Raw genomic sequence first — 19,850 nt, forward strand, 5'->3', positions numbered from 1 at the left:
GTTGTTATGAAAATTTTATTGGTGGGTAACCATACGTGTGGGAATCGCGGGGATGGCGCGATTCTTCGTGGACTGATTGATTCAATGCGGTCTGCACGCAGTGATTTAGATATTGACGTTATAAGCCGTTATCCAACCAGCTCCGGTTATCTGCTCCAGCAGGATATTCAGCAGGATGCGCTGTATCTGCACAACAGCAAGTCAGGCAAAGGTCTGGTCGGTTCGTTTAAGCGTAAAGTCGCGAACCGCCTGATGCCCGATATCATGATGGCGCATCTGGGCAAGGGCGGGATCTTTAAGTCTTTCTCTGTACCGCCGCACCTGAAAGCGTTTACTGACAGCCTGGCAAAATATGATGCAATTATTCAGGTTGGTGGATCGTTCTTCGTTGACCTCTATGGCGTGACCCAGTTCGACCATGCGCTCTGTGCGCTGATGGCGAAAAAGCCGATCTACCTGATCGGTCACTCGGTGGGGCCCTTCCAGAACCCGCGCGTCAATGCACTGGCGAACTTTGTCTTTGATCGGGTCGACAGCCTGGTGCTGCGCGAGTCGGTCAGTCTGGACCTGATGAAGCGCGATGGCGTGACCAGTTCTAAAGTGGCGTCTGGTGTGGATACCGCTTTCCTGGTGCGTGCGCGTGAAGTCGAAAATCCGAGCCATAACCTGCTCTACTGGCAGGGTATTATCGATGGCCGTAAAACCATTGCGATTACGGTGCGTGAACTGGCACCGTTTGATAAACGTCTGGGTGTCACACAGAAAGAGTATGAAGCAGCGTTTGGCCGGGTGATTAATGCCATGATTGCTGAAGGCTATCAGGTCGTGGCGTTTTCTACCTGTACCGGCATCGACAGCTATGCCAAAGATGACCGCATGGTCGCACTGACCCTGCGTGACCACGTGACGCAGCCTGAACATTACCATGTCATCATGGATGAGTTTAATGACCTGGAACTGGGCATCCTGCTGAATCACTGCCATCTGACCATTGGTACCCGCCTGCACTCGGCGATTATCTCCATGAACTTTGGCACCCCGGCTGTGGCGATCAACTACGAGCACAAGTCGATGGGTGTGATGAACCAGCTTGGTCTGCCGCAGATGGCAACCGATGTGAAAAGCCTGATGGATGGCTCGCTGATCGACAAGGTAAAAACGGTCCTTGCCGATTACGACAACATCAAGCTTAAGGTCGATACGGCCGTTGCGAATGAAAGGGAAATTGGCAATCGGATCACTGAAGAGATTCTCAAAGTATTAGGGTAATGTGATGAAACTGACTTTTTTCACCATGCGTTTCCCGGTTGCCTCTGAGACATTCGTACTAAATCAGGTGACCCATTTTATTGATGCCGGTTACGAGGTGGAGATCATTTCAGTCTTTCCCGGCGATTTAGTGAACCGGCATGCGGCGTTTGATGAGTATGGTCTGGCGGCGAAGACGCACTATCTGCTGCCGGAAGAGAAAGTCTCGATTGTCGATAAGCTGAACCAGCGTATCAAGCTGGTGCTGCCAAAAGTGACCAAGCCGTCGCTGCTGCGTTCGCTGAATGTGCGCCGTTATGGCGCGCAGTCCAGCAAACTGCTGCTGCCGTCGATTGTGGCGAATGCAAAGCAGACCTTCACCGCAGATGTGTTCCTGGTGCATTTCGGCTATGCCGGTGCGCTGGCGAACAAGCTGCGGGAACTGGGCGTGCTCAAGGGCAAACAGGCGACCGTGTTTCATGGCGCCGATATTTCCCGTCGTCACATTCTGGAAGAGCACAAACTCGATTACGTCAATCTGTTCCGCCAGAGTGAGCTGATGCTGCCTATCAGCCATCTGTGGGAGAACAAGCTGATTGAGATGGGCTGCCCGCCGGAAAAAATTCACGTTACGCGAATGGGTATTGAGCCGGAGAAGTTTAACTTCCAGCCACGCCAGGCGTTCCAGACACCGCTGCGTATCGTTTCGGTAGCACGTCTGACCGAGAAGAAAGGGCTGGATGTGGCAGTTAAAGCCAGCGCCATCCTGAAGCAGCGTGGCGGACAGTTCCAGTACACCATCATCGGTAATGGCGACCAGGATGAGATGATGCGTAATTTCATCGCCCGCGAGGGGATGGAAGATTGCGTCAGCATGCCGGGCTTTAAACCGCAGGAGGAGATCCGCCGTGCGCTGAGCGAGGCTGACATCTTCCTGCTGCCGTCCAAAACTGCCGCAGATGGCGATATGGAAGGTATTCCGGTTGCACTGATGGAGGCGATGGCGGTCGGCCTGCCGGTGGTCTCAACGTTCCACAGCGGCATTCCGGAGCTGATTGAGAACAACGTTTCTGGCTGGCTGGTGGAAGAGGACGATCCTGAGGCGCTGGCGGAGACGCTGCTGAAGCTCTCTCAGGGTGAAGTGGATGTGGCGCCCGTGGTTGCCGCGGCACGCCACAAAGTCGAGACTGAATTTAATCAGCATATCGCCTACGGCGAACTGGCACAGATTCTGGAGCGACTGGTGTGAGTGGATTTAAGTCACAGGCGATTTGGCTGTTCGGCAGCACCTGCTTTTCTGCGGTGCTGCAGGTTGCACAGCTGAGCTTTCTCGCCCGCAAACTGGAAACCCACGAGCTGGGACTGTTAGCCATCATCAACGCCATCCTGGCGGTGGCGGGGGTGCTGCAGGATATGGGGATGAGCAGTTATCTGGTGCATCGCCAGAACATTACCCGTCGTGAGCAGAGCACCATCTACTGGGTGAACGTTTCACTCAGTTTATGCACCGGTCTGATCATGCTGCTGATCGCCTTCCCGGTCTCATGGTTCTATCATCTGCCGGAGCTGGTGGGTCTGATCATGCTGACCAGCCTGAACTTCCTGGTACTGGGGCATCTGTCGCAGTATCAGGCGCACTACATCAAAACTAAGCGGATGGTCTCGCTGGCGAAGATTGAGATGGGCACCAAGCTGTTTGCCTTCCTCTGTGTAGTGGCGATGCTGGAGTTCACCTCGCTCACTGTAGCAGCGGCGATTCTCGGTCTGTTCATCAACGCCTTTACCCGCATCCTCTGCATGATTGCGCTGGGTGAGAAGTCATGGCGTCCGACCTGGGAGTTCGACAAAGCGACCTTCATCGGCGCGATTCGCTACGGCAGCTATCAGCTCGGCTCGCAGACCATTAATCAGCTGCGTACCCAGGCGGATGCGCTGGTGGTGGGTAAAGTGATGGGCGCAGAGATGCTGGGTGTTTACTCGCTGGCGAAAGAGCTGGTGCTGCAACCGCTTAAACTGGTGACGCCGGTGATTAACCGACTGGCACTGCCACGTTTTGCTGAGAAGCAGCACGATGCTGAGCAACTGAAGAAGCTGTTCCTGAAAGGCACGCTGGGGATCATGCTGTTCAGCAGCGCGATGTATCTGGCGATTGGCATCCTGTCACCCGTCATTGTGCGTGTACTTTATGGCGCGTCGCATGAGCAGGTCTATCACCTCATCCCGCTGATGCTGCTGTTTGGTATGTTGCGGCCGATGGGTGGCCTGACCGGGGCGATTTCGCAGGCCAACGGACGGACTAACGTTGAGTTCTACTGGAACATTGTGGCGAGTATTGTGGTGCTGGCGGTACTGGCGACCACCTTTATCTGGCCGAACGTGCTCTACGTGGCGCTGACGCTCTCCATCTCGCAGATCCTGATTTCGGCACTGGCTCATCCGTTCTTTATCAAGCCCGTGATTGGCATTCGGTTTATTCCTTATGCCCGGCAATGGGTGGCGGTGTCGGTGGTATTTGTCGGCATCATGTTGCTGGTAAATCACTTTAATCTGTTTGTGATGCCAGAGTGGTTTGAAGGCTGGCTCTGATTACTACGCAGATATATCAACGGGCGACCTCAGGGTCGCCCGTTTTCATTTATGGCTGGTCTCAGCGCTACGGCGACCAGGGATGGAAATAGCCGGGACGATATTCGATTACTGATTGTCTTTATTCAGTTTATACCGTCGCTGGCAATGGGCAAAATGCCGAATTTCCAAGTTATGACAGAGAGTTACTGTCCGCTTTTCAGATAAAGATTATACTTGGACTTCCGGCCGATCCTGCATAATCGACCCACATCTTCATTTTATTAAACGGAATAAATATGACCAAGCTTAAAGCAGTAATCCCGGTTGCGGGCCTCGGTATGCATATGCTCCCTGCGACTAAAGCCATTCCGAAAGAGATGCTGCCTGTCGTCGACAAACCGATGATCCAGTACATCATTGACGAATGTGTTGCCGCGGGTATTAAAGAGATTGTGCTGGTCACGCATGCCTCTAAAAATGCGGTAGAAAACCACTTCGACACCACCTATGAGCTGGAAGCGCTGCTCGAAGCGCGCGTGAAGCGTCAGCTGCTGAGCGAAGTGCAGTCTATCTGCCCGCCAGGCGTCACTATCATGAACGTGCGCCAGGCGCAGCCACTGGGTCTGGGCCACTCGATTCTCTGTGCCCGTCCGATGATCGGTGATAATCCGTTCGTGGTCGTGCTGCCAGACGTGCTGCTGGATGATTCTACTGCTGACCACATGCGTTATAACCTTGCGGCGATGGTTGCCCGTTTTGAAGAGACCGGCCACAGCCAGGTCCTGGCTCAGCATATGCCAGCGTCCGATCTTTCTGAGTACTCGGTGATCACCACTGAAGAGCCGATTGATCACCCAGGCGACATCAGCACCATTACCGATTTCGTTGAGAAGCCTGAAGATACCGCCGGACTGAACTCTGACCTGGCTGCGGTAGGTCGCTATGTCCTTTCTGCTGATATCTGGGCGGAACTGGAGCGCACTGAGCCAGGCGCGTGGGGCCGTATCCAGCTGACTGATGCCATCGCCAGCCTGAGCAAACATAAAACCGTTGATGTTTCCCTGCTGACCGGTCACAGTTTCGACTGCGGTCGTAAGCTTGGTTACATGCAGGCGTTTGTCTCATACGGCCTGCGCAGCAACGCGCAGGGTCGCGATTTCCGCGAAGCTATCCAGACCATCCTCGCAAAACAACAGTAATTTATTTGCCGCGTCCTGCGCGGCAGATTGAAAGGAGCTCACATGGCAATTTTAGTCACGGGCGGAGCAGGGTACATCGGCTCCCATACGGTACTGGCGCTGTTGCAGCGCGGTGATGATGTTGTGGTTCTGGATAACCTCTGCAATGCCTCACGCGAAGCGATTAACCGCGTTGAGAAACTGGCGGGTAAAAAAGCGACCTTTGTTGAAGGCGATATCCGTGACCGCGCCTGTCTGCGTGACCTGTTTGCATCCAACAGCATTTCAGCCGTAATCCACTTCGCTGCGCTTAAAGCAGTCGGTGAATCTACGCGTATGCCGCTGGAGTACTACGAGAACAACGTCGCGGGCACCGTAGTGCTGCTGGAAGAGATGCGTGATGCCGGCGTCTGGAACTTCATCTTCAGTTCATCAGCAACAGTTTATGGCGCAGATGCCCCCGTTCCTTACGTTGAGACCACTCCGATTGGTGGCACAACCAGTCCTTACGGCACCTCTAAGCTGATGACCGAATTCGTGATGCGCGATTTCGCCAAAGCAGAGCCTAAGTTTAAGTCTATTGCCCTGCGTTACTTCAACCCGGTTGGCGCACATGAGTCAGGCGAAATCGGTGAAGATCCGGCCGGCATCCCGAACAACCTGCTGCCGTACATTGCGCAGGTCGCGATTGGCCGTCTGGAGAAGCTGGGCGTGTTTGGTGGCGATTACGATACGCCAGACGGCACCTGCCTGCGTGACTACATCCACGTGGTTGACCTTGCGGAAGGGCACCTGAAAGCGCTGGACCATCTCAGCAAAGTGGAAGGCTACACTGCCTTTAACCTGGGCGGCGGCAAAGGCATCTCCGTGCTGGAAATGATCAAAGCGTTTGAGAAGGCGTCTGGTAAGGCGATTCCATTTGAAATTAAGCCACGTCGTGACGGCGACCTGCCTGCGTTCTGGGCCGATGCCTCACTGGCGAACACGACGCTCGACTGGCGTGTAACACGCGGCATCGATGAGATGATGCGCGATACGTGGCACTGGCAGAGCAAGAACCCGGATGGGTTTCGGTAGTTGAAAAAATATGCAAACACCCGGCTTTGGCCGGGTTTTTTTTTGCCTGCGTTAAGAGGAACTGCATATTCCTGTTCCCCTTCTTCGACTCAATGCCAGATTGTGACTGAATACGGAATTATCCTGGTCTGGCTTTATTAGCGATTAATCACAATAACAGCTGATCCGACTCTGTGAAGAGGCGCAAAGCGTGATTCTTCATACGCTACTATGCTGTTTTGTCATTGATTACATTTACCAATGCAGTGTGGGAGCAATGTTTAGTCACTCTTAAGTTTTGTCAGTGGCAATCAAAGATTAGGCATATTATTTTTGCCGCACAAAATGTACTATTTGTAGTTATCCCGGAACCCGTATGCGATTGAATAAAATATAATCAGCGCATCGACAAGCTAACCTGTGAAGGCAAGATTCCTATCACACAGCGCATTGGTTGCTGCAAGCCAGGGGCGGTAGCGTGGCTATTTATTCTTAGTGAATAAAAATTGACCCGCTTATATGCATAGCATGTTTAAATTTGTTAGAGGATGTGGAATGTTACTTCCCGTAATCATGGCCGGAGGAACCGGCAGCCGCTTATGGCCCCTTTCCCGCGAACTTTACCCTAAGCAGTTTATCTGTCTGCATGGTGAGCACTCTATGCTGCAGGAGACGGTAAACCGTCTGAGCGGCGTCGAAGCACGCGCACCGATGGTAATCTGCAACGAGGAGCATCGTTTCCTGGTTGCCGAACAGTTGCGACAAATTAACAAGCTATCCCATAACATTATTCTTGAACCGGTAGGACGCAACACGGCTCCGGCCATTGCACTGGCTGCACTAAACGCCGTAGAGCAGGGCGATGATCCGGTTCTGCTGGTGCTGGCCGCCGATCACGTGATTGAAGACCGTGCTGCGTTTCATCAGGCTATCAAAGTTGCTACCGCCTATGCCAAACAGGGCAAACTGGTGACTTTTGGCATCGTGCCAACCGGTCCGGAAACCGGATATGGCTACATTCAGCGTGGCGAAGCGCTGCCAGGCGCAGAAAATGGTCCTTATCAGGTTCAACGCTTTGTCGAAAAACCGAACCAGAGTACAGCCGAGCAGTACCTTGAGTCTGGTGAATATTACTGGAACAGCGGTATGTTTATGTTCCGTGCTAAACGCTATCTTCAGGAACTTGAGAAGTTCCGTCCGGATATTCTGGAAGCCTGCCGTCGCGCCATGGCTAACGTCAAAGAAGGCAACGATTTTATCAGTATTGATAAAGATGATTTTATCGCCTGTCCGGATGAGTCAGTAGACTATGCAGTCATGGAACAGACCGATGCAGCCGTAGTTGTACCACTGGCGGCCGGATGGAGTGATGTGGGCTCCTGGTCTGCACTGTGGGAAGTGAACGATAAAGATGCACATGGTAACTCCCTGAAGGGTGATACCTTCCTGCACAACACCAAAAACTGCTATATCAACAGTGAAGACCAGCTGGTTGCCGCCATTGGCGTTGAAAACCTTGTCATTGTGAACACGAAGGATGCTGTCCTGGTTGCACGTAAAGATCAGGTACAGGATGTTAAGCGAGTGGTTGAATTCCTGAAAAGCGAATGCCGCAGCGAATACCGCCGCCACCGTGAAACTTACTGGCCCTGGGGACGTTGTGATCTGGTAGTCAACACGGGCCGTTTCAACGTTAACCGCATTACGGTGAAGCCTGGTGAAGCTTTTGAGCTGCAGATGCACTATCACCGCACCGAACACTGGGTGATCCTCTCCGGTACAGCCAAAGTCACCATTCAGGATAAGACCCTGTTGCTGACAGAAAATCAGTCAACCTTTATTCCAATCGGTCACCCGCATACGTTAGAAAACCCAGGCAAGATTCCACTGGAACTGCTGGAAATTCAGTCGGGTTCTTACCTTGGTGATGACGACCTCATTTTGATTAAACAACAGTTTGCAAGTAAGTAAGGACAGACACGATCATGGCAGCACTGACCTGTTTTAAAGCTTATGACATCCGTGGTGAGTTGGGCACTGAACTTAATGAAGACATTGCCTACCGCATTGGCCGGGCTTATGGTGAATTTATCCACCCAAAAACGATCGTGGTGGGCGGTGACGTCCGGCTGACCAGTGAGACGTTAAAGCTGGCCCTGGCTAATGGTCTGCGGGATGCGGGCACTGATGTGCTCGATATCGGCATGAGCGGAACAGAAGAGATCTACTTCGCGACTTTTCATTTAGGCATTGATGGTGGCATTGAAGTGACTGCCAGCCATAACCCAATGAACTACAACGGCATGAAACTGGTACGGGAAGGTGCTCGCCCGGTCAGCGGCGACACCGGTCTGCGTGACGTTCAGCGACTGGCTGAAGCCAATGATTTTGCTCCGGTAGAAGAGAGCAAACGTGGCAGTTACAAACAGATTTCCGTACTGGATGCCTATGTTGATCATTTGATGGGCTATATCGACCTGAATAATTTCACTAAACCGATGAAGTTGGTGATCAACTCAGGTAACGGTGCTGCGGGTCATATCATTGATGAGATTGAAAAACGCTTTGAGCAGGCCAAAGCGCCTGTGTCGTTTATCAAAGTGCATCATGAAGCTGACGGCAACTTCCCGAATGGTATCCCGAACCCACTGCTGCCTGAATGTCGTAAAGACACTTCTGATGCGGTGCGTGAGCACCAGGCGGATATGGGTATCGCCTTCGACGGTGATTTTGACCGCTGTTTCCTGTTCGATGAAAATGCTGAGTTCATTGAAGGCTATTACATTGTTGGGCTGTTGGCCGAAGCATTCCTGAAAAAAGAAGCGGGTGCGAAAATCATTCACGATCCTCGCCTGACCTGGAACACCATTGATGTGGTGACCAAAGCCGGGGGTGTTCCTGTGATGTCTAAAACCGGTCATGCCTTCATCAAAGAGCGTATGCGTGAAGAAGATGCGGTTTATGGTGGTGAGATGAGTGCGCACCACTATTTCCGGGACTTTGCTTACTGCGACAGCGGGATGATTCCATGGCTGCTGGTGGCTGAATTGCTGGCAGTGAAAGGGGAGACGCTTTCGGGATTGATTTCGGAACGAATGAAGGCCTTCCCTTGCAGCGGTGAGATTAATTACAAAGTATCTAATGCAACATCGGTTATTGCAGCGTTGAAAACTCAATATCTTAGTTCTGCGATATCCGAGGATAACACCGACGGTATAAGCCTTGATTGTCAGGGCTGGAGATTCAACGTAAGAACTTCCAATACGGAACCTTTACTGCGACTCAACGTCGAAACTGAAGGCAATATTGAAGCCTTGGGTAAAATATTGAAAGAAATCGACTCCGTTATTAAAGCTACGACAGTTTAATTCCTCATATAGTTGATAATATTAATTTCCTAAAAGATGGGTTTACGAATGACGAACAAAATTGCAATTATTACTGGAATTACCGGGCAAGATGGCGCGTATCTTGCTGAGTTACTTTTAAATAAGGGCTATACGGTTTATGGCACCTATCGCCGTACCAGTTCAGTCAACTTCTGGCGTATTGAAGAGCTGGGTATCAAATCCAATCCTTCATTACACCTGGTCGAATATGATCTGACTGACCTGTCATCTAGCATTCGTTTACTTCAGGAAAGCAAAGCGACCGAAGTTTACAACCTTGCGGCTCAGAGCTTTGTCGGTGTTTCTTTTGACCAGCCGCTGACCACAGCTGAAATTACAGGTATTGGCCCGGTCAATCTGTTAGAAGCTATTCGCATCGTTAACCCTAAAATTCGTTTCTATCAGGCATCTACTTCAGAGATGTTTGGTAAAGTGCAGGCTATTCCGCAGAAAGAAGATACACCTTTCTATCCGCGTAGCCCGTATGGCGTTGCAAAGCTGTATGCCCACTGGATGACGATTAACTACCGTGAGAGCTACAACATCTTCGCATCAAGCGGCATTCTGTTTAACCACGAATCACCACTGCGTGGACAGGAGTTTGTGACCCGTAAGATCACCGATTCAGTAGCGAAAATTAAGCTCGGTAAGCTGGATGTGCTTGAATTAGGTAACATGGACGCCAAGCGTGACTGGGGCTTTGCTAAGGAATATGTTGAAGGCATGTGGCGTATGCTGCAGGCTGATGAGCCAGATACATTTGTCCTGGCAACCAACCGCACAGAAACAGTCCGTGACTTCGTTTCAATGGCGTTCAAAGCTGTTGGCATTGAGTTGCGCTTCGAAGGCAAAGATGACCAGGAAGTTGCAATTGATGTCGCCACTAACAAAGTGGTGGTTAAGGTCAATCCTAAGTTCTACCGTCCTGCTGAAGTAGAATTACTGATTGGTAATCCACAGCGCGCGAAAGACATTCTGGGCTGGGAGCCAAAAACCACGCTCGAAGAGTTGTGTGCGATGATGGTAGAAGAAGATCTGCGCCGCAATAAACAAGGGTTCTCCTTCTGATATGACTAATGGCAAAAAAGCATTGATCACTGGGATCAAGGGCTTTACCGGCCAATATATGGCAGCGGATTTATCCGCTGCCGGATATGAAGTTTATGGTTTCGGTTCAACTCCCGCCCAGAATTCATCACGTTATTTTCAGGTTGATCTGACGAATTCAGCACAGGTAAAAAATGCTGTAGACAGTATTCAGCCAGACGTCGTTGTTCATCTTGCTGCTATAGCTTTTGTTGGGCATGCTGATCCAAACGCATTCTATAATGTGAACCTTTGCGGTACGCGTAACCTGTTACAGGCGCTTAGCGAATCAGCAAAACTTCCGGATGCAGTTTTGATTGCAAGTAGTGCGAATGTTTACGGTAATAACACACCGGGGAAATTAGCAGAGTCAGTTCCTGCCAGACCCGCCAATGATTATGCGGTAAGCAAGCTGGCTATGGAGTATATGACCAGCCTGTATTATGAAAAATTGCCAATTATTATTACCCGACCATTCAATTACACTGGCGCTGGTCAGGCAGAAAATTTCCTGATCCCGAAAATCGTCAAACATTTTCGTGAGAGAAAAGAAGTCATTGAGTTGGGCAACATAGATGTATGGCGTGATTTTTCCGATGTGCGTGACGTCGTTAAAAGCTATTCAGCGTTACTTCATTCCCGCTCATTTGGTCAGACTGTCAATGTCGCTTCAGGTAAAATGCACTCATTAAGGGAAGTCGTTGATCTCTGCCAATCCCTGACAGGCCATGATATTAAGATTGAAGTTAATCCTGATTTTGTACGGCCTAATGAAATTAAAGAACTTTGTGGCGATATCACTTTGCTCAGTAGCTTAGTCGGTAAGACTTCGTCTAAAATTCCTCTTAGAGATACCCTGAAATGGATGCTGGAAGCAAAGCAATAAGCGTCGTTTACTCTACGGACTGTATTAAATATCCTTTAACTGGTATTGGCCGTTATGCGTTTGAGCTTGCTAAACAGCTTCAGGAAAGAGAAAACGTCGCGCTGACGTTTCTTCATGGCACTAAGACTCGCGACTCACTGGCAGTCGCGAGTGAGTCGGCTCAATCGGTTCAATCTTTTAAACGCAAATTACAAAAAAGTAAAACCGTAAGTGAAATCTACCGACTGACTTTTCCGGTAATGAAAATGATGGCGCTGAGGAATTTTAAGAATCATATATTTCATAGCCCAAACTATTATCTACCTCCTCGCGTGAAACACTGTGTTGCTACATTTCATGACCTGTCGGTATTTCATTGGCCTCAGTTTCATCCGGCTGGCCGTGTTCACCTGATGCAAAAAGAGTTAAGAAATACCGTTTCGCGCGCATCGATGTTGATCACTGACTCTTATTACACAAAGAATGAATTAATAGATTTCTTTGGTATCGAAGATAATAAAATTACCGTAGCCCCTCTTGCCTGCAATGAACATTTTCATCCTCGTGATGAGGCAGAGACACAACAGGTGCTTGAAAAGTATAATCTGAAGTGGCGACGTTTCTTTCTTTATACCGGTACGATTGAACCAAGGAAGAATATACTCACACTGCTTCAGGCGTATGATCGTCTGCCCGCACTCGAAAAGTCTGCCTTCCCGTTAGTCATTAGTGGTTATAAGGGTTGGGAAAATGAGGCGCTATTTAAACTCTTTGATAAGGGCGAGAGAGAAGGGTGGCTAAAATATTTAGGTTTTGTACCCGGTAAAGATCTGCCGTTTTTATTCAGTGCTGCGACAAGCTTTGTATTCCCTTCAATCTATGAAGGTTTCGGCTTGCCGGTACTTGAAGCAATGGCATCAGGAACGCCTGTGATTTGCTCAAATGCAACTTCACTTCCCGAAGTCGCTGGTGATGCTGCGCTAATGCATGAACCAGAGGATATCCATGCTTTAACGACATACATCCAGATGATGATTGAAAACGCTGATGAAAAGCGCCGTATGATTGAAGCTGGATTAATGCGTGCCCGTGAATTTTCATGGTCACTGTGTGCCGATAAAACTGTTGAAGCTTATGAGCAGGTCGCAAAGTATATATGATTAAAGTGTTACACTGTTATAAAACCTATTACCCTGATACTTTTGGCGGCATCGAACAGGTTATTTATCAGCTTTCCGAAGGTGGGATTAAGGAAAATATAGAATCTGTTGTTTTTACCCATAGTCCGGATTTCGAAAACAAAAAAAAATCACTGGGCAACCATCATATTTATCGGGTTAAAACGCAGTGTGAGTTTGCCTCAACACCATTTTCCTATTCAGCGATAAAAGAATTTAGAGAGTTGGCTCAGAAGGCAGATATCATTCATTATCACTTTCCTTATCCATTTATGGACTTTATGCATTTTGCCGCTGGCATCAAAAAGCCATCAGTAGTGAGTTACCATTCTGATATTGTTAAGCAAAAGGTACTGTTAAAGCTCTATACGCCGTTAATGAATCGCTTTCTTTCAAGTGTAGATCGCATTGTTGCCGCGTCGCCAAACTATGTTGAAAGCAGCCCGGTACTGCAGCAGTTCAAAGACAAAGTTGAAGTTATTCCTTACGGTCTTGATAAACAGTTTTATCAAAATAATGAGCCTGCCGTTCTGCAAAAGTGGCAGGCAAGATTTCCGGATGGCTTCTTCCTGTTTATTGGAACGTTTCGTTATTACAAAGGCCTCCATATTTTAATTGAGGCGGCAAAAAACAGCCGTTACCCAATCGTCGTGGTTGGAGCAGGTCCGATTGAGGCTGAGCTGAAAGCACAGGCGCAGCAGTTAGGCGTGAACAATATTCATTTCCTGGGTGCGCTGGAGGACAGTGAAAAATCTGCCTTGCTGCAGTTATGTACCTGTCTGGTTTTCCCGTCTCATTTACGTTCCGAAGCTTTCGGCATCTCTTTACTCGAGGGCGCACTCTATTCGAAACCGCTGATCTCCAGCGAAATCGGAACCGGAACGACCTTTATCAATATTGATCGAGTCACCGGATTAGTTGTCCCTCCATCCGATCCTGCTGCATTAAGAAAGGCGATGGATGAAATATGGCAGAACCCCGAACTGGCAATGACCTATGGTGCCGCTGCGCTGGCGCGCTTTGAATCGCTTTTCACGGCAGATAAAATGATTCAAAGCTATACAAAGCTTTATAAATCCTTGTTAAGTGTGTGAATTTTTTTTAGAAAATTTCATCCGCGCGACCGCACCATTCATTACCTTTAATCCGCTATCCTGAGTTAACATACTGATCACTTACAAAGTGGTGTTACGGGTAACACCATGCGAGACCACAGACAGGAGTATGTAATGTCCAAGCAACAGATCGGCGTTGTAGGTATGGCAGTGATGGGCCGCAACTTGGCTCTTAACATTGAGAGCCGCGGTTACACTGTTTCTATCTTTAACCGTTCACGCGAAAAGACTGATGAAGTCATCGCCGAGAACCAGGGCAAGAAACTTGCTCCTTTTTATACCGTTGAAGAGTTTGTCGAATCGCTGGAAAAACCTCGCCGTATCCTGCTGATGGTTCAGGCGGGTGAAGCGACCGATAAGACTATCGCCTCCCTGACTCCACACCTGGATAAAGGCGACATCCTGATCGATGGCGGTAACACCTTCTACAAAGACACCATCCGTCGTAACAAAGAGCTGTCTGACCAGGGCTTCAACTTTATCGGTACCGGCGTTTCCGGTGGTGAAGAGGGCGCACTGAAAGGCCCATCAATTATGCCTGGCGGCCAGAAAGAAGCTTACGAGCTGGTTGCACCGATTCTGGATAAGATTGCGGCACGTGCGGAAGATGGTGAAGCCTGTGTGGCTTACATCGGTCCGGACGGCGCAGGTCACTATGTGAAGATGGTTCACAATGGCATCGAGTACGGCGACATGCAGCTGATCGCAGAAGCTTATGCTCTGCTGAAAGGCGCACTGGGTCTGAACAACGAAGAGCTGGCTGAAACCTTCACTGAGTGGAACAACGGCGAGCTGAGCAGCTACCTGATCGACATCACCAAAGATATCTTCACCAAGAAAGACGAAGAAGGTAAATACCTGGTTGATGTGATTCTGGATGAAGCCGCTAACAAAGGCACCGGTAAATGGACCAGCCAGAGCTCTCTGGATCTTGGCGAACCTCTGTCACTGATCACCGAGTCTGTGTTTGCCCGTTACCTCTCCTCACTGAAAACTCAGCGTGTTGCGGCCTCTAAAGTACTGAGCGGTCCACAGGCTAAAGCCTTCACTGGAGATAAAGCGGAGTTCATCGAGAAAGTTCGCCGTGCACTGTACCTGGGTAAAATCGTCTCTTATGCGCAGGGCTTCTCACAGCTGCGTGCCGCGTCAGAAGAGAACAACTGGGATCTGCACTACGGTGAAATTGCTAAGATCTTCCGCGCTGGCTGCATCATTCGTGCCCAGTTCCTGCAGAAGATTACGGATGCTTATGAAGCAGATGCAGGCATCGCTAACCTGCTGCTGGCACCGTACTTCAAAGATATCGCCGATCAGTATCAGCAGGCGCTGCGTGATGTGGTTTCTTACGCGATTCAGAACGGTATCCCGACGCCAACCTTCTCAGCGGCAATCGCTTACTACGACAGCTACCGTTCAGAAGTGCTGCCTGCGAACCTGATTCAGGCGCAGCGCGACTACTTCGGTGCGCATACCTACAAACGCATTGATAAAGACGGTGTGTTCCACACCGAGTGGTTAGATTAATTTCTGACATTATATTTTGATATACAAAAAAGCACATCTTAGGGTGTGCTTTCGTTTATTGAGGATTAGATTGATGGTTGGTATGGCTCGGACTATATGGCGATATAGAGGCTTTATACTAGGAAATGTCAAAAGAGAGTTTCAGGTAAAATATCAAAACTCAATTCTTGGTGCCGCGTGGAACGTTTTAAACCCACTTGCAATGATCACCGTCTATACAGTGATATTTTCACAGGTAATGAAAGCCAAATTGCCAGGCGTTTCCGATACTTTTGCCTACAGTATTTATTTATGCGCAGGAATACTTACATGGGGGCTTTTCTCAGAAATCATTGCCCGAGGGCAGAATGTATTTATTGAGCAAGCAAACCTGATAAAGAAAATAAGTTTTCCCAGAATATGCCTTCCTATTATAGTAATAATTAATGGGCTTTTGAATTTTCTTATTGTTTTTACGTTGTTTACTCTGTTTTTAATACTGACGAATGAATTCCCTGGCGTGGTTTTTGTATCAATAATACCATTAACTTTAGTCCTTGTGATCTTTGCTATCGGTCTGGGGATTACATTAGGTGTTATGAATGTTTTTTTCCGCGATGTCGGGATGTTATTTTCAATCATCTTGCAGTTCTGGTTTTGGCTAACGCCGATTGTTTACTCTCCAGCAATTCTGCCAGTACAATTTCAAAATATTATCAGATTCAATCCAATGCTGGGAATCATTACTTCTTTTCAGAGAGTATTAGTCCAGCATCAATGGCCGCATTGGCCTGATTTAATTTACCCTTTAGCTCTCGGTTTAGTGCTTTGTATGCTTGGCATGCGACTTTTTGTTAAACATTCGGGCGACATGGTGGATGAATTATAATGTCTCGATTAGTTATTGAAAATTTAAGCAAGGCTTATAAACGCTATAACAGTAAACTTGGCAGATTAATTGAATGGATGATCCCCTTCTCTGGTCCAAAACACAGTGTAAAATGGATTATTCAGGATATTAATTTTACGGTTGAACCTGGAGAGTCTCTGGGCATAATCGGTGTAAATGGTGCTGGTAAAAGTACCTTGTTAAAAATGATTACCGGCACAACAAAACCTACTACTGGCTCAGTGAAAGTAAATGGTCGTGTAGCCGCAATGCTCGAACTGGGGATGGGTTTTCATCCGGAATTTACAGGCAGACAAAATGCATATATGGCTGGTCAACTGTTAGGTATAACTGTTGAAGAAATATCAAGGTTAATGCCCGAAATTGAAGAGTTTGCTGAGATAGGTCCTTATATTGATCAACCAGTCAGGGTTTATTCTAGCGGGATGCAGGTCAGACTGGCATTCAGCGTGGCGACAATTATCAGGCCTGACCTGCTAATCATTGATGAAGCTTTGTCTGTTGGCGATATTTATTTCCAGCAAAAATGTATCGAAAGAATAGAAAAATTCAAAAATCAGGGTACAAGTATTCTCTTTGTTACACATGACTTTTCTGCACTGCATAAAATCTGTGATAAGGCTGTACTGCTAGCTTCTGGCCGCTGCCAGTACATTGGTAAAACAGTTGAAGTTGTCGAAAGATATTATGGTTATTTGAACAACAGTAAAGCAGTGGTAAAAGAAGAAAGCCATGTACAGCAACGATTCGTTAAAATCAACAAGTTCGTAAAAGATGTTATCATACTGAATGATTTAAATGAGCCAGTAAATTGCATGGAAGTTGGCAAAAATTACTCATTTGAAATTTCCTGTTCAGGGCTGAGTGAATATTCTGACCCTCATGTTGGTTTCCGCATGCAGGACAGGTTAGGACAGGTACTCTATGAAACAAATACATTCTGCCAGAAAACTGATCTTGAAAATAAGAAATTTGATCGCATAAGATTCTCATTTAAAAACAATCTCACACCTGGTGAATATACTCTAGCAATGGGAATTGAATCAGGCGGGCATGGAGATGGACTGTTTGATACAGTAATATCATTAACCGAAAGGATAATCTCATTTCAGGTAATAGATAACCCAGATATTAATAAATGGGCTGGGATTTTTAATATTGAACCAACGATTTCTGTAAATTAAGGATGGATTATGATTTATTATGATATTACTGACATTATCAATCACTCTAAATTTTCCACTAAAGTCAGTGGTATTCAGCGCGTTGTTCTTGAAGGGCTGCGTGGTTTAGATGGTGACTATACAATATTTTTCATGAGTCCTATTACAGGAAGAACCTATAAAGTTAGTGGGTTAGAAAATATAAAAATTAATGATCTCACTCCTTTTGTAAACCTGTGGATCTACGCTGATATTTATATCTCAAAAAGCAGTGGTAATCTCGATAAGTATTTTGAAAAATTACGCACGCTTGGCAGAAAAAAGAAAGCAGTCAGCGATTCCTATTTTATTTTCTCAAAAATACCTAGTGTCAAAAAAATCAGCCATGCTGCCGTTATTAAATACTTGAGAAATAAAATTAACTTATATGATGGGTTGTCAATCTCTGAAATAGAGAACTTCACAGATGGTGCTTCTGTTGCCTTATTCGGGGGGGTCTGGAACTTCCAGGACAAATACCAGACGCTCATGGAAACAAAATGGCACGGCCTACGTAAAGTCTTTATGGTTTACGATATGATTCCAATTGTGTCACCTTATGTTCCTGACGAACTTAAAGCGATGTTTAAAAAGTACATTCCATTTGTTCTCGAGCATGCTGATAAAATTGTTGTTAACTCTAATAGTTGTAAAATGGATCTGGTAACGTACTGTTCAGGCCGCGGTATTACTGCTCCGGACATCGATGTCGTACATTTATCTCATAAATTACCTTCTGCTTCAGCTACAATAAAAACAGATCCTGACTTTGAATACCCATTACGTGTCAGAAAATTACAGAATGAACAATATGCTTTTTGTGTAGGTTCCATTGAATCACGTAAAAATCACGTAAATCTTATTCTTACCTGGATTAAGTTTTTTAATAGTCCAGAATATGCTAACCAGAAGTTAGTTATTGCGGGTAAATGGCTTTGGGATACTGAGGAATTAGCGAAACAGCTCACTTATTCTGGTCATGTCTATGGCAGCGTTATCGTCATGCATGACGCATCTGATGCTGAAATCGCAGAGTTATACAAGAATTGTCGTTTCACTGTCTTCCCTTCACATTATGAAGGATGGGGCTTACCACTGGGTGAATCGCTTGCACTTGGTAAACCTTGCCTGCACTTTGACACCTCATCCCTCAAAGAAGCGGGATATGGTATGACTGTAGCCGTTGAATATCCAAATTATAAAGAATATTACAATGAATTTAAGAAGCTTATGATTGATGATGAATATTATCAGCAGAGGTTAAATATCATTGAAGAGAACAAGCATAAGTTAAGAAGTTGGCAGGATTTCTCATTGGATATTAAACATGTGTTCAGTGATGAGGAAAAAATACAGTGATTGATAAATACAACGCAATATGGCTTGGGCCTGACTCTCCTGCTAACTATGTTAATGTCAGTCTCGATTTTATTAACACCGCTGATACGCGTTTATCAGCTGAACATTATCATAAATACAAAGTAATAAATTTCACAGAAGCTTGTATTTCAGACTTTCCAAAGTGGCCTTTTGTTCTCGATGAGTTATTTAAACTGAGTGACGGAGAATCTGAGTTCGTAATAAAGTTTAATACACTTTCAGGTACTTTCTCGATACCGAAGTTTTATAAGCAAATTCAGCACCTTTCTGATGGTACTGTTGAGTTACTTTCGCTCGAAGCTACTGATGTTGCAGGCATCTACATACTTAAGTTCAAAGCATTGAGAAGAGCCTATTCCAGTGAACGTTCCTGGAGTTTCGGCATTGTCTGGGATGGTAAAAATGAAAACCATCTTGAATCTTATGTTCGAAGTGTTGAAAAACAATTAAAATATAGTTCAGAAGTTGAGCTTATTATTTGCGGGCCTGCACCTTTATTTGATATTAAGATTGATCACTCTGTAATTAGCAGTGATGAGCATACCGAGAAATATGCCAATATTTCGAGGAAGAAAAATAAAATAATCAAAAAGGCTAAATACGATAATATCTGTATTGCTCATAACAGATATCAGCTAGATGATAATTTTATTAAGAGCTTTGACCGAATCAAACATGATTTTGACGTCTGTGTTGTCAAACAGGTGCTTACTGAAACAGGTGAGCGGGTGCCTGATTGGGTGTCACAAGCGTCTGATCAAAAGTTAACCGCTAACTATCTGCTGACTTACGGTGAGTATTCTCCTTATATGTATGTTCCAGGAGGTTTGGTTATCGCAAAAAGGCACATTTTGCTTGATAACTTGTTTAATGACCTCGGTACATGGAATATGGCTGAAGACGTGGAGTTATCTCAGCGACTCATATCGAAAGATTATATACCCCGTCTTAACAGCAAATGTATAACAAAAGTTTTGCAGCTTAGAAAAGAAATTATCGCAGACTTTATTACTCCTGACCTGAATAATTTCTATCGTAATATAGATCAATTCTCGTCTGGAACGATAAATCAATACAATCATAAGAGTTTCATCTACCGAAATCTGCAGCAATTGTATAGAGATCCAGTTGCATTTTTAAGAAAAATCAAACGGAAGTTAAAGGGTTAGTAT

The 19,850-nt window shown here is 46.8% G+C and carries 16 protein-coding genes; all 16 read left to right on the plus strand.

What is annotated here, in order from left to right; genetic code table 11:
- Nucleotides 1-6: 6 nt before the first annotated feature.
- Nucleotides 7-1,269, plus strand: coding sequence for a colanic acid biosynthesis pyruvyl transferase WcaK (gene wcaK, locus AC2LB6_RS11715; RefSeq protein WP_090959578.1), 1,263 nt, complete (start codon nt 7-9; stop codon nt 1,267-1,269).
- A 4-nt stretch (nt 1,270-1,273) separates the two neighbouring features.
- The gene (locus AC2LB6_RS11720) at nt 1,274-2,497 is read left to right on the plus strand and encodes a glycosyltransferase (RefSeq protein ID WP_490093628.1); all 1,224 of its coding nucleotides are present in this window, start codon (nt 1,274-1,276) and stop codon (nt 2,495-2,497) included.
- Nucleotides 2,494-3,834: a lipopolysaccharide biosynthesis protein gene (locus AC2LB6_RS11725; RefSeq protein ID WP_031591354.1), complete on the plus strand. Its 1,341-nt coding sequence runs from the start codon at nt 2,494-2,496 to the stop codon at nt 3,832-3,834. Before AC2LB6_RS11720 ends, AC2LB6_RS11725 begins: the two co-directional genes overlap by 4 nt.
- A 278-nt stretch (nt 3,835-4,112) precedes the next feature.
- The gene (galF, locus tag AC2LB6_RS11730) at nt 4,113-5,015 is read left to right on the plus strand and encodes a UTP--glucose-1-phosphate uridylyltransferase GalF (protein WP_039391521.1); all 903 of its coding nucleotides are present in this window, start codon (nt 4,113-4,115) and stop codon (nt 5,013-5,015) included.
- 42 nt (nt 5,016-5,057) lie between these two features.
- Nucleotides 5,058-6,071 (plus strand): UDP-glucose 4-epimerase GalE, encoded by a 1,014-nt coding sequence (galE, locus tag AC2LB6_RS11735; protein ID WP_490093629.1) that lies wholly within the window; start codon nt 5,058-5,060, stop codon nt 6,069-6,071.
- A gap of 534 nt (nt 6,072-6,605) precedes the next feature.
- Nucleotides 6,606-8,021: a mannose-1-phosphate guanylyltransferase/mannose-6-phosphate isomerase gene (locus tag AC2LB6_RS11740; protein ID WP_490093630.1), complete on the plus strand. Its 1,416-nt coding sequence runs from the start codon at nt 6,606-6,608 to the stop codon at nt 8,019-8,021.
- 14 nt (nt 8,022-8,035) lie between these two features.
- Complete coding sequence (gene cpsG, locus AC2LB6_RS11745) at nt 8,036-9,418, plus strand: phosphomannomutase CpsG (RefSeq protein WP_490093631.1); 1,383 nt, start codon at nt 8,036-8,038, stop codon at nt 9,416-9,418.
- A 48-nt stretch (nt 9,419-9,466) separates the two neighbouring features.
- Nucleotides 9,467-10,507, plus strand: a complete 1,041-nt coding sequence (gene gmd, locus AC2LB6_RS11750) for a GDP-mannose 4,6-dehydratase (RefSeq protein ID WP_490093632.1) — start codon at nt 9,467-9,469, stop codon at nt 10,505-10,507.
- 1 nt (nt 10,508) lies between these two features.
- Nucleotides 10,509-11,411, plus strand: coding sequence for a GDP-mannose 4,6-dehydratase (locus AC2LB6_RS11755; RefSeq protein WP_490093633.1), 903 nt, complete (start codon nt 10,509-10,511; stop codon nt 11,409-11,411).
- The gene (locus tag AC2LB6_RS11760; protein ID WP_490093634.1) at nt 11,387-12,550 is read left to right on the plus strand and encodes a glycosyltransferase family 4 protein; all 1,164 of its coding nucleotides are present in this window, start codon (nt 11,387-11,389) and stop codon (nt 12,548-12,550) included. The genes AC2LB6_RS11755 and AC2LB6_RS11760 overlap by 25 nt, the downstream gene beginning before the upstream one ends.
- Entirely contained in the window at nt 12,547-13,662 is a 1,116-nt protein-coding gene (locus AC2LB6_RS11765) for a glycosyltransferase family 4 protein (protein WP_490093635.1), read from the plus strand. The genes AC2LB6_RS11760 and AC2LB6_RS11765 overlap by 4 nt, the downstream gene beginning before the upstream one ends.
- 135 nt (nt 13,663-13,797) lie before the next feature.
- A complete protein-coding gene (gene gndA / locus AC2LB6_RS11770; RefSeq protein ID WP_039659816.1) occupies nt 13,798-15,207 on the plus strand; it encodes an NADP-dependent phosphogluconate dehydrogenase in 1,410 nt (469 codons plus the stop codon).
- Between the two features lie 73 nt (nt 15,208-15,280).
- Nucleotides 15,281-16,075 (plus strand): ABC transporter permease, encoded by a 795-nt coding sequence (locus AC2LB6_RS11775; RefSeq protein ID WP_490093636.1) that lies wholly within the window; start codon nt 15,281-15,283, stop codon nt 16,073-16,075.
- Entirely contained in the window at nt 16,075-17,280 is a 1,206-nt protein-coding gene (locus AC2LB6_RS11780; RefSeq protein ID WP_490093637.1) for an ABC transporter ATP-binding protein, read from the plus strand. The genes AC2LB6_RS11775 and AC2LB6_RS11780 overlap by 1 nt, the downstream gene beginning before the upstream one ends.
- A gap of 9 nt (nt 17,281-17,289) precedes the next feature.
- Complete coding sequence (locus AC2LB6_RS11785; RefSeq protein ID WP_490093638.1) at nt 17,290-18,657, plus strand: glycosyltransferase; 1,368 nt, start codon at nt 17,290-17,292, stop codon at nt 18,655-18,657.
- Nucleotides 18,654-19,847, plus strand: coding sequence for a hypothetical protein (locus AC2LB6_RS11790; RefSeq protein ID WP_490093639.1), 1,194 nt, complete (start codon nt 18,654-18,656; stop codon nt 19,845-19,847). Before AC2LB6_RS11785 ends, AC2LB6_RS11790 begins: the two co-directional genes overlap by 4 nt.
- The last annotated feature ends 3 nt before the right edge of the window (nt 19,848-19,850 follow it).

Source organism: Pantoea sp. RCC30.1, from assembly GCF_058148845.1.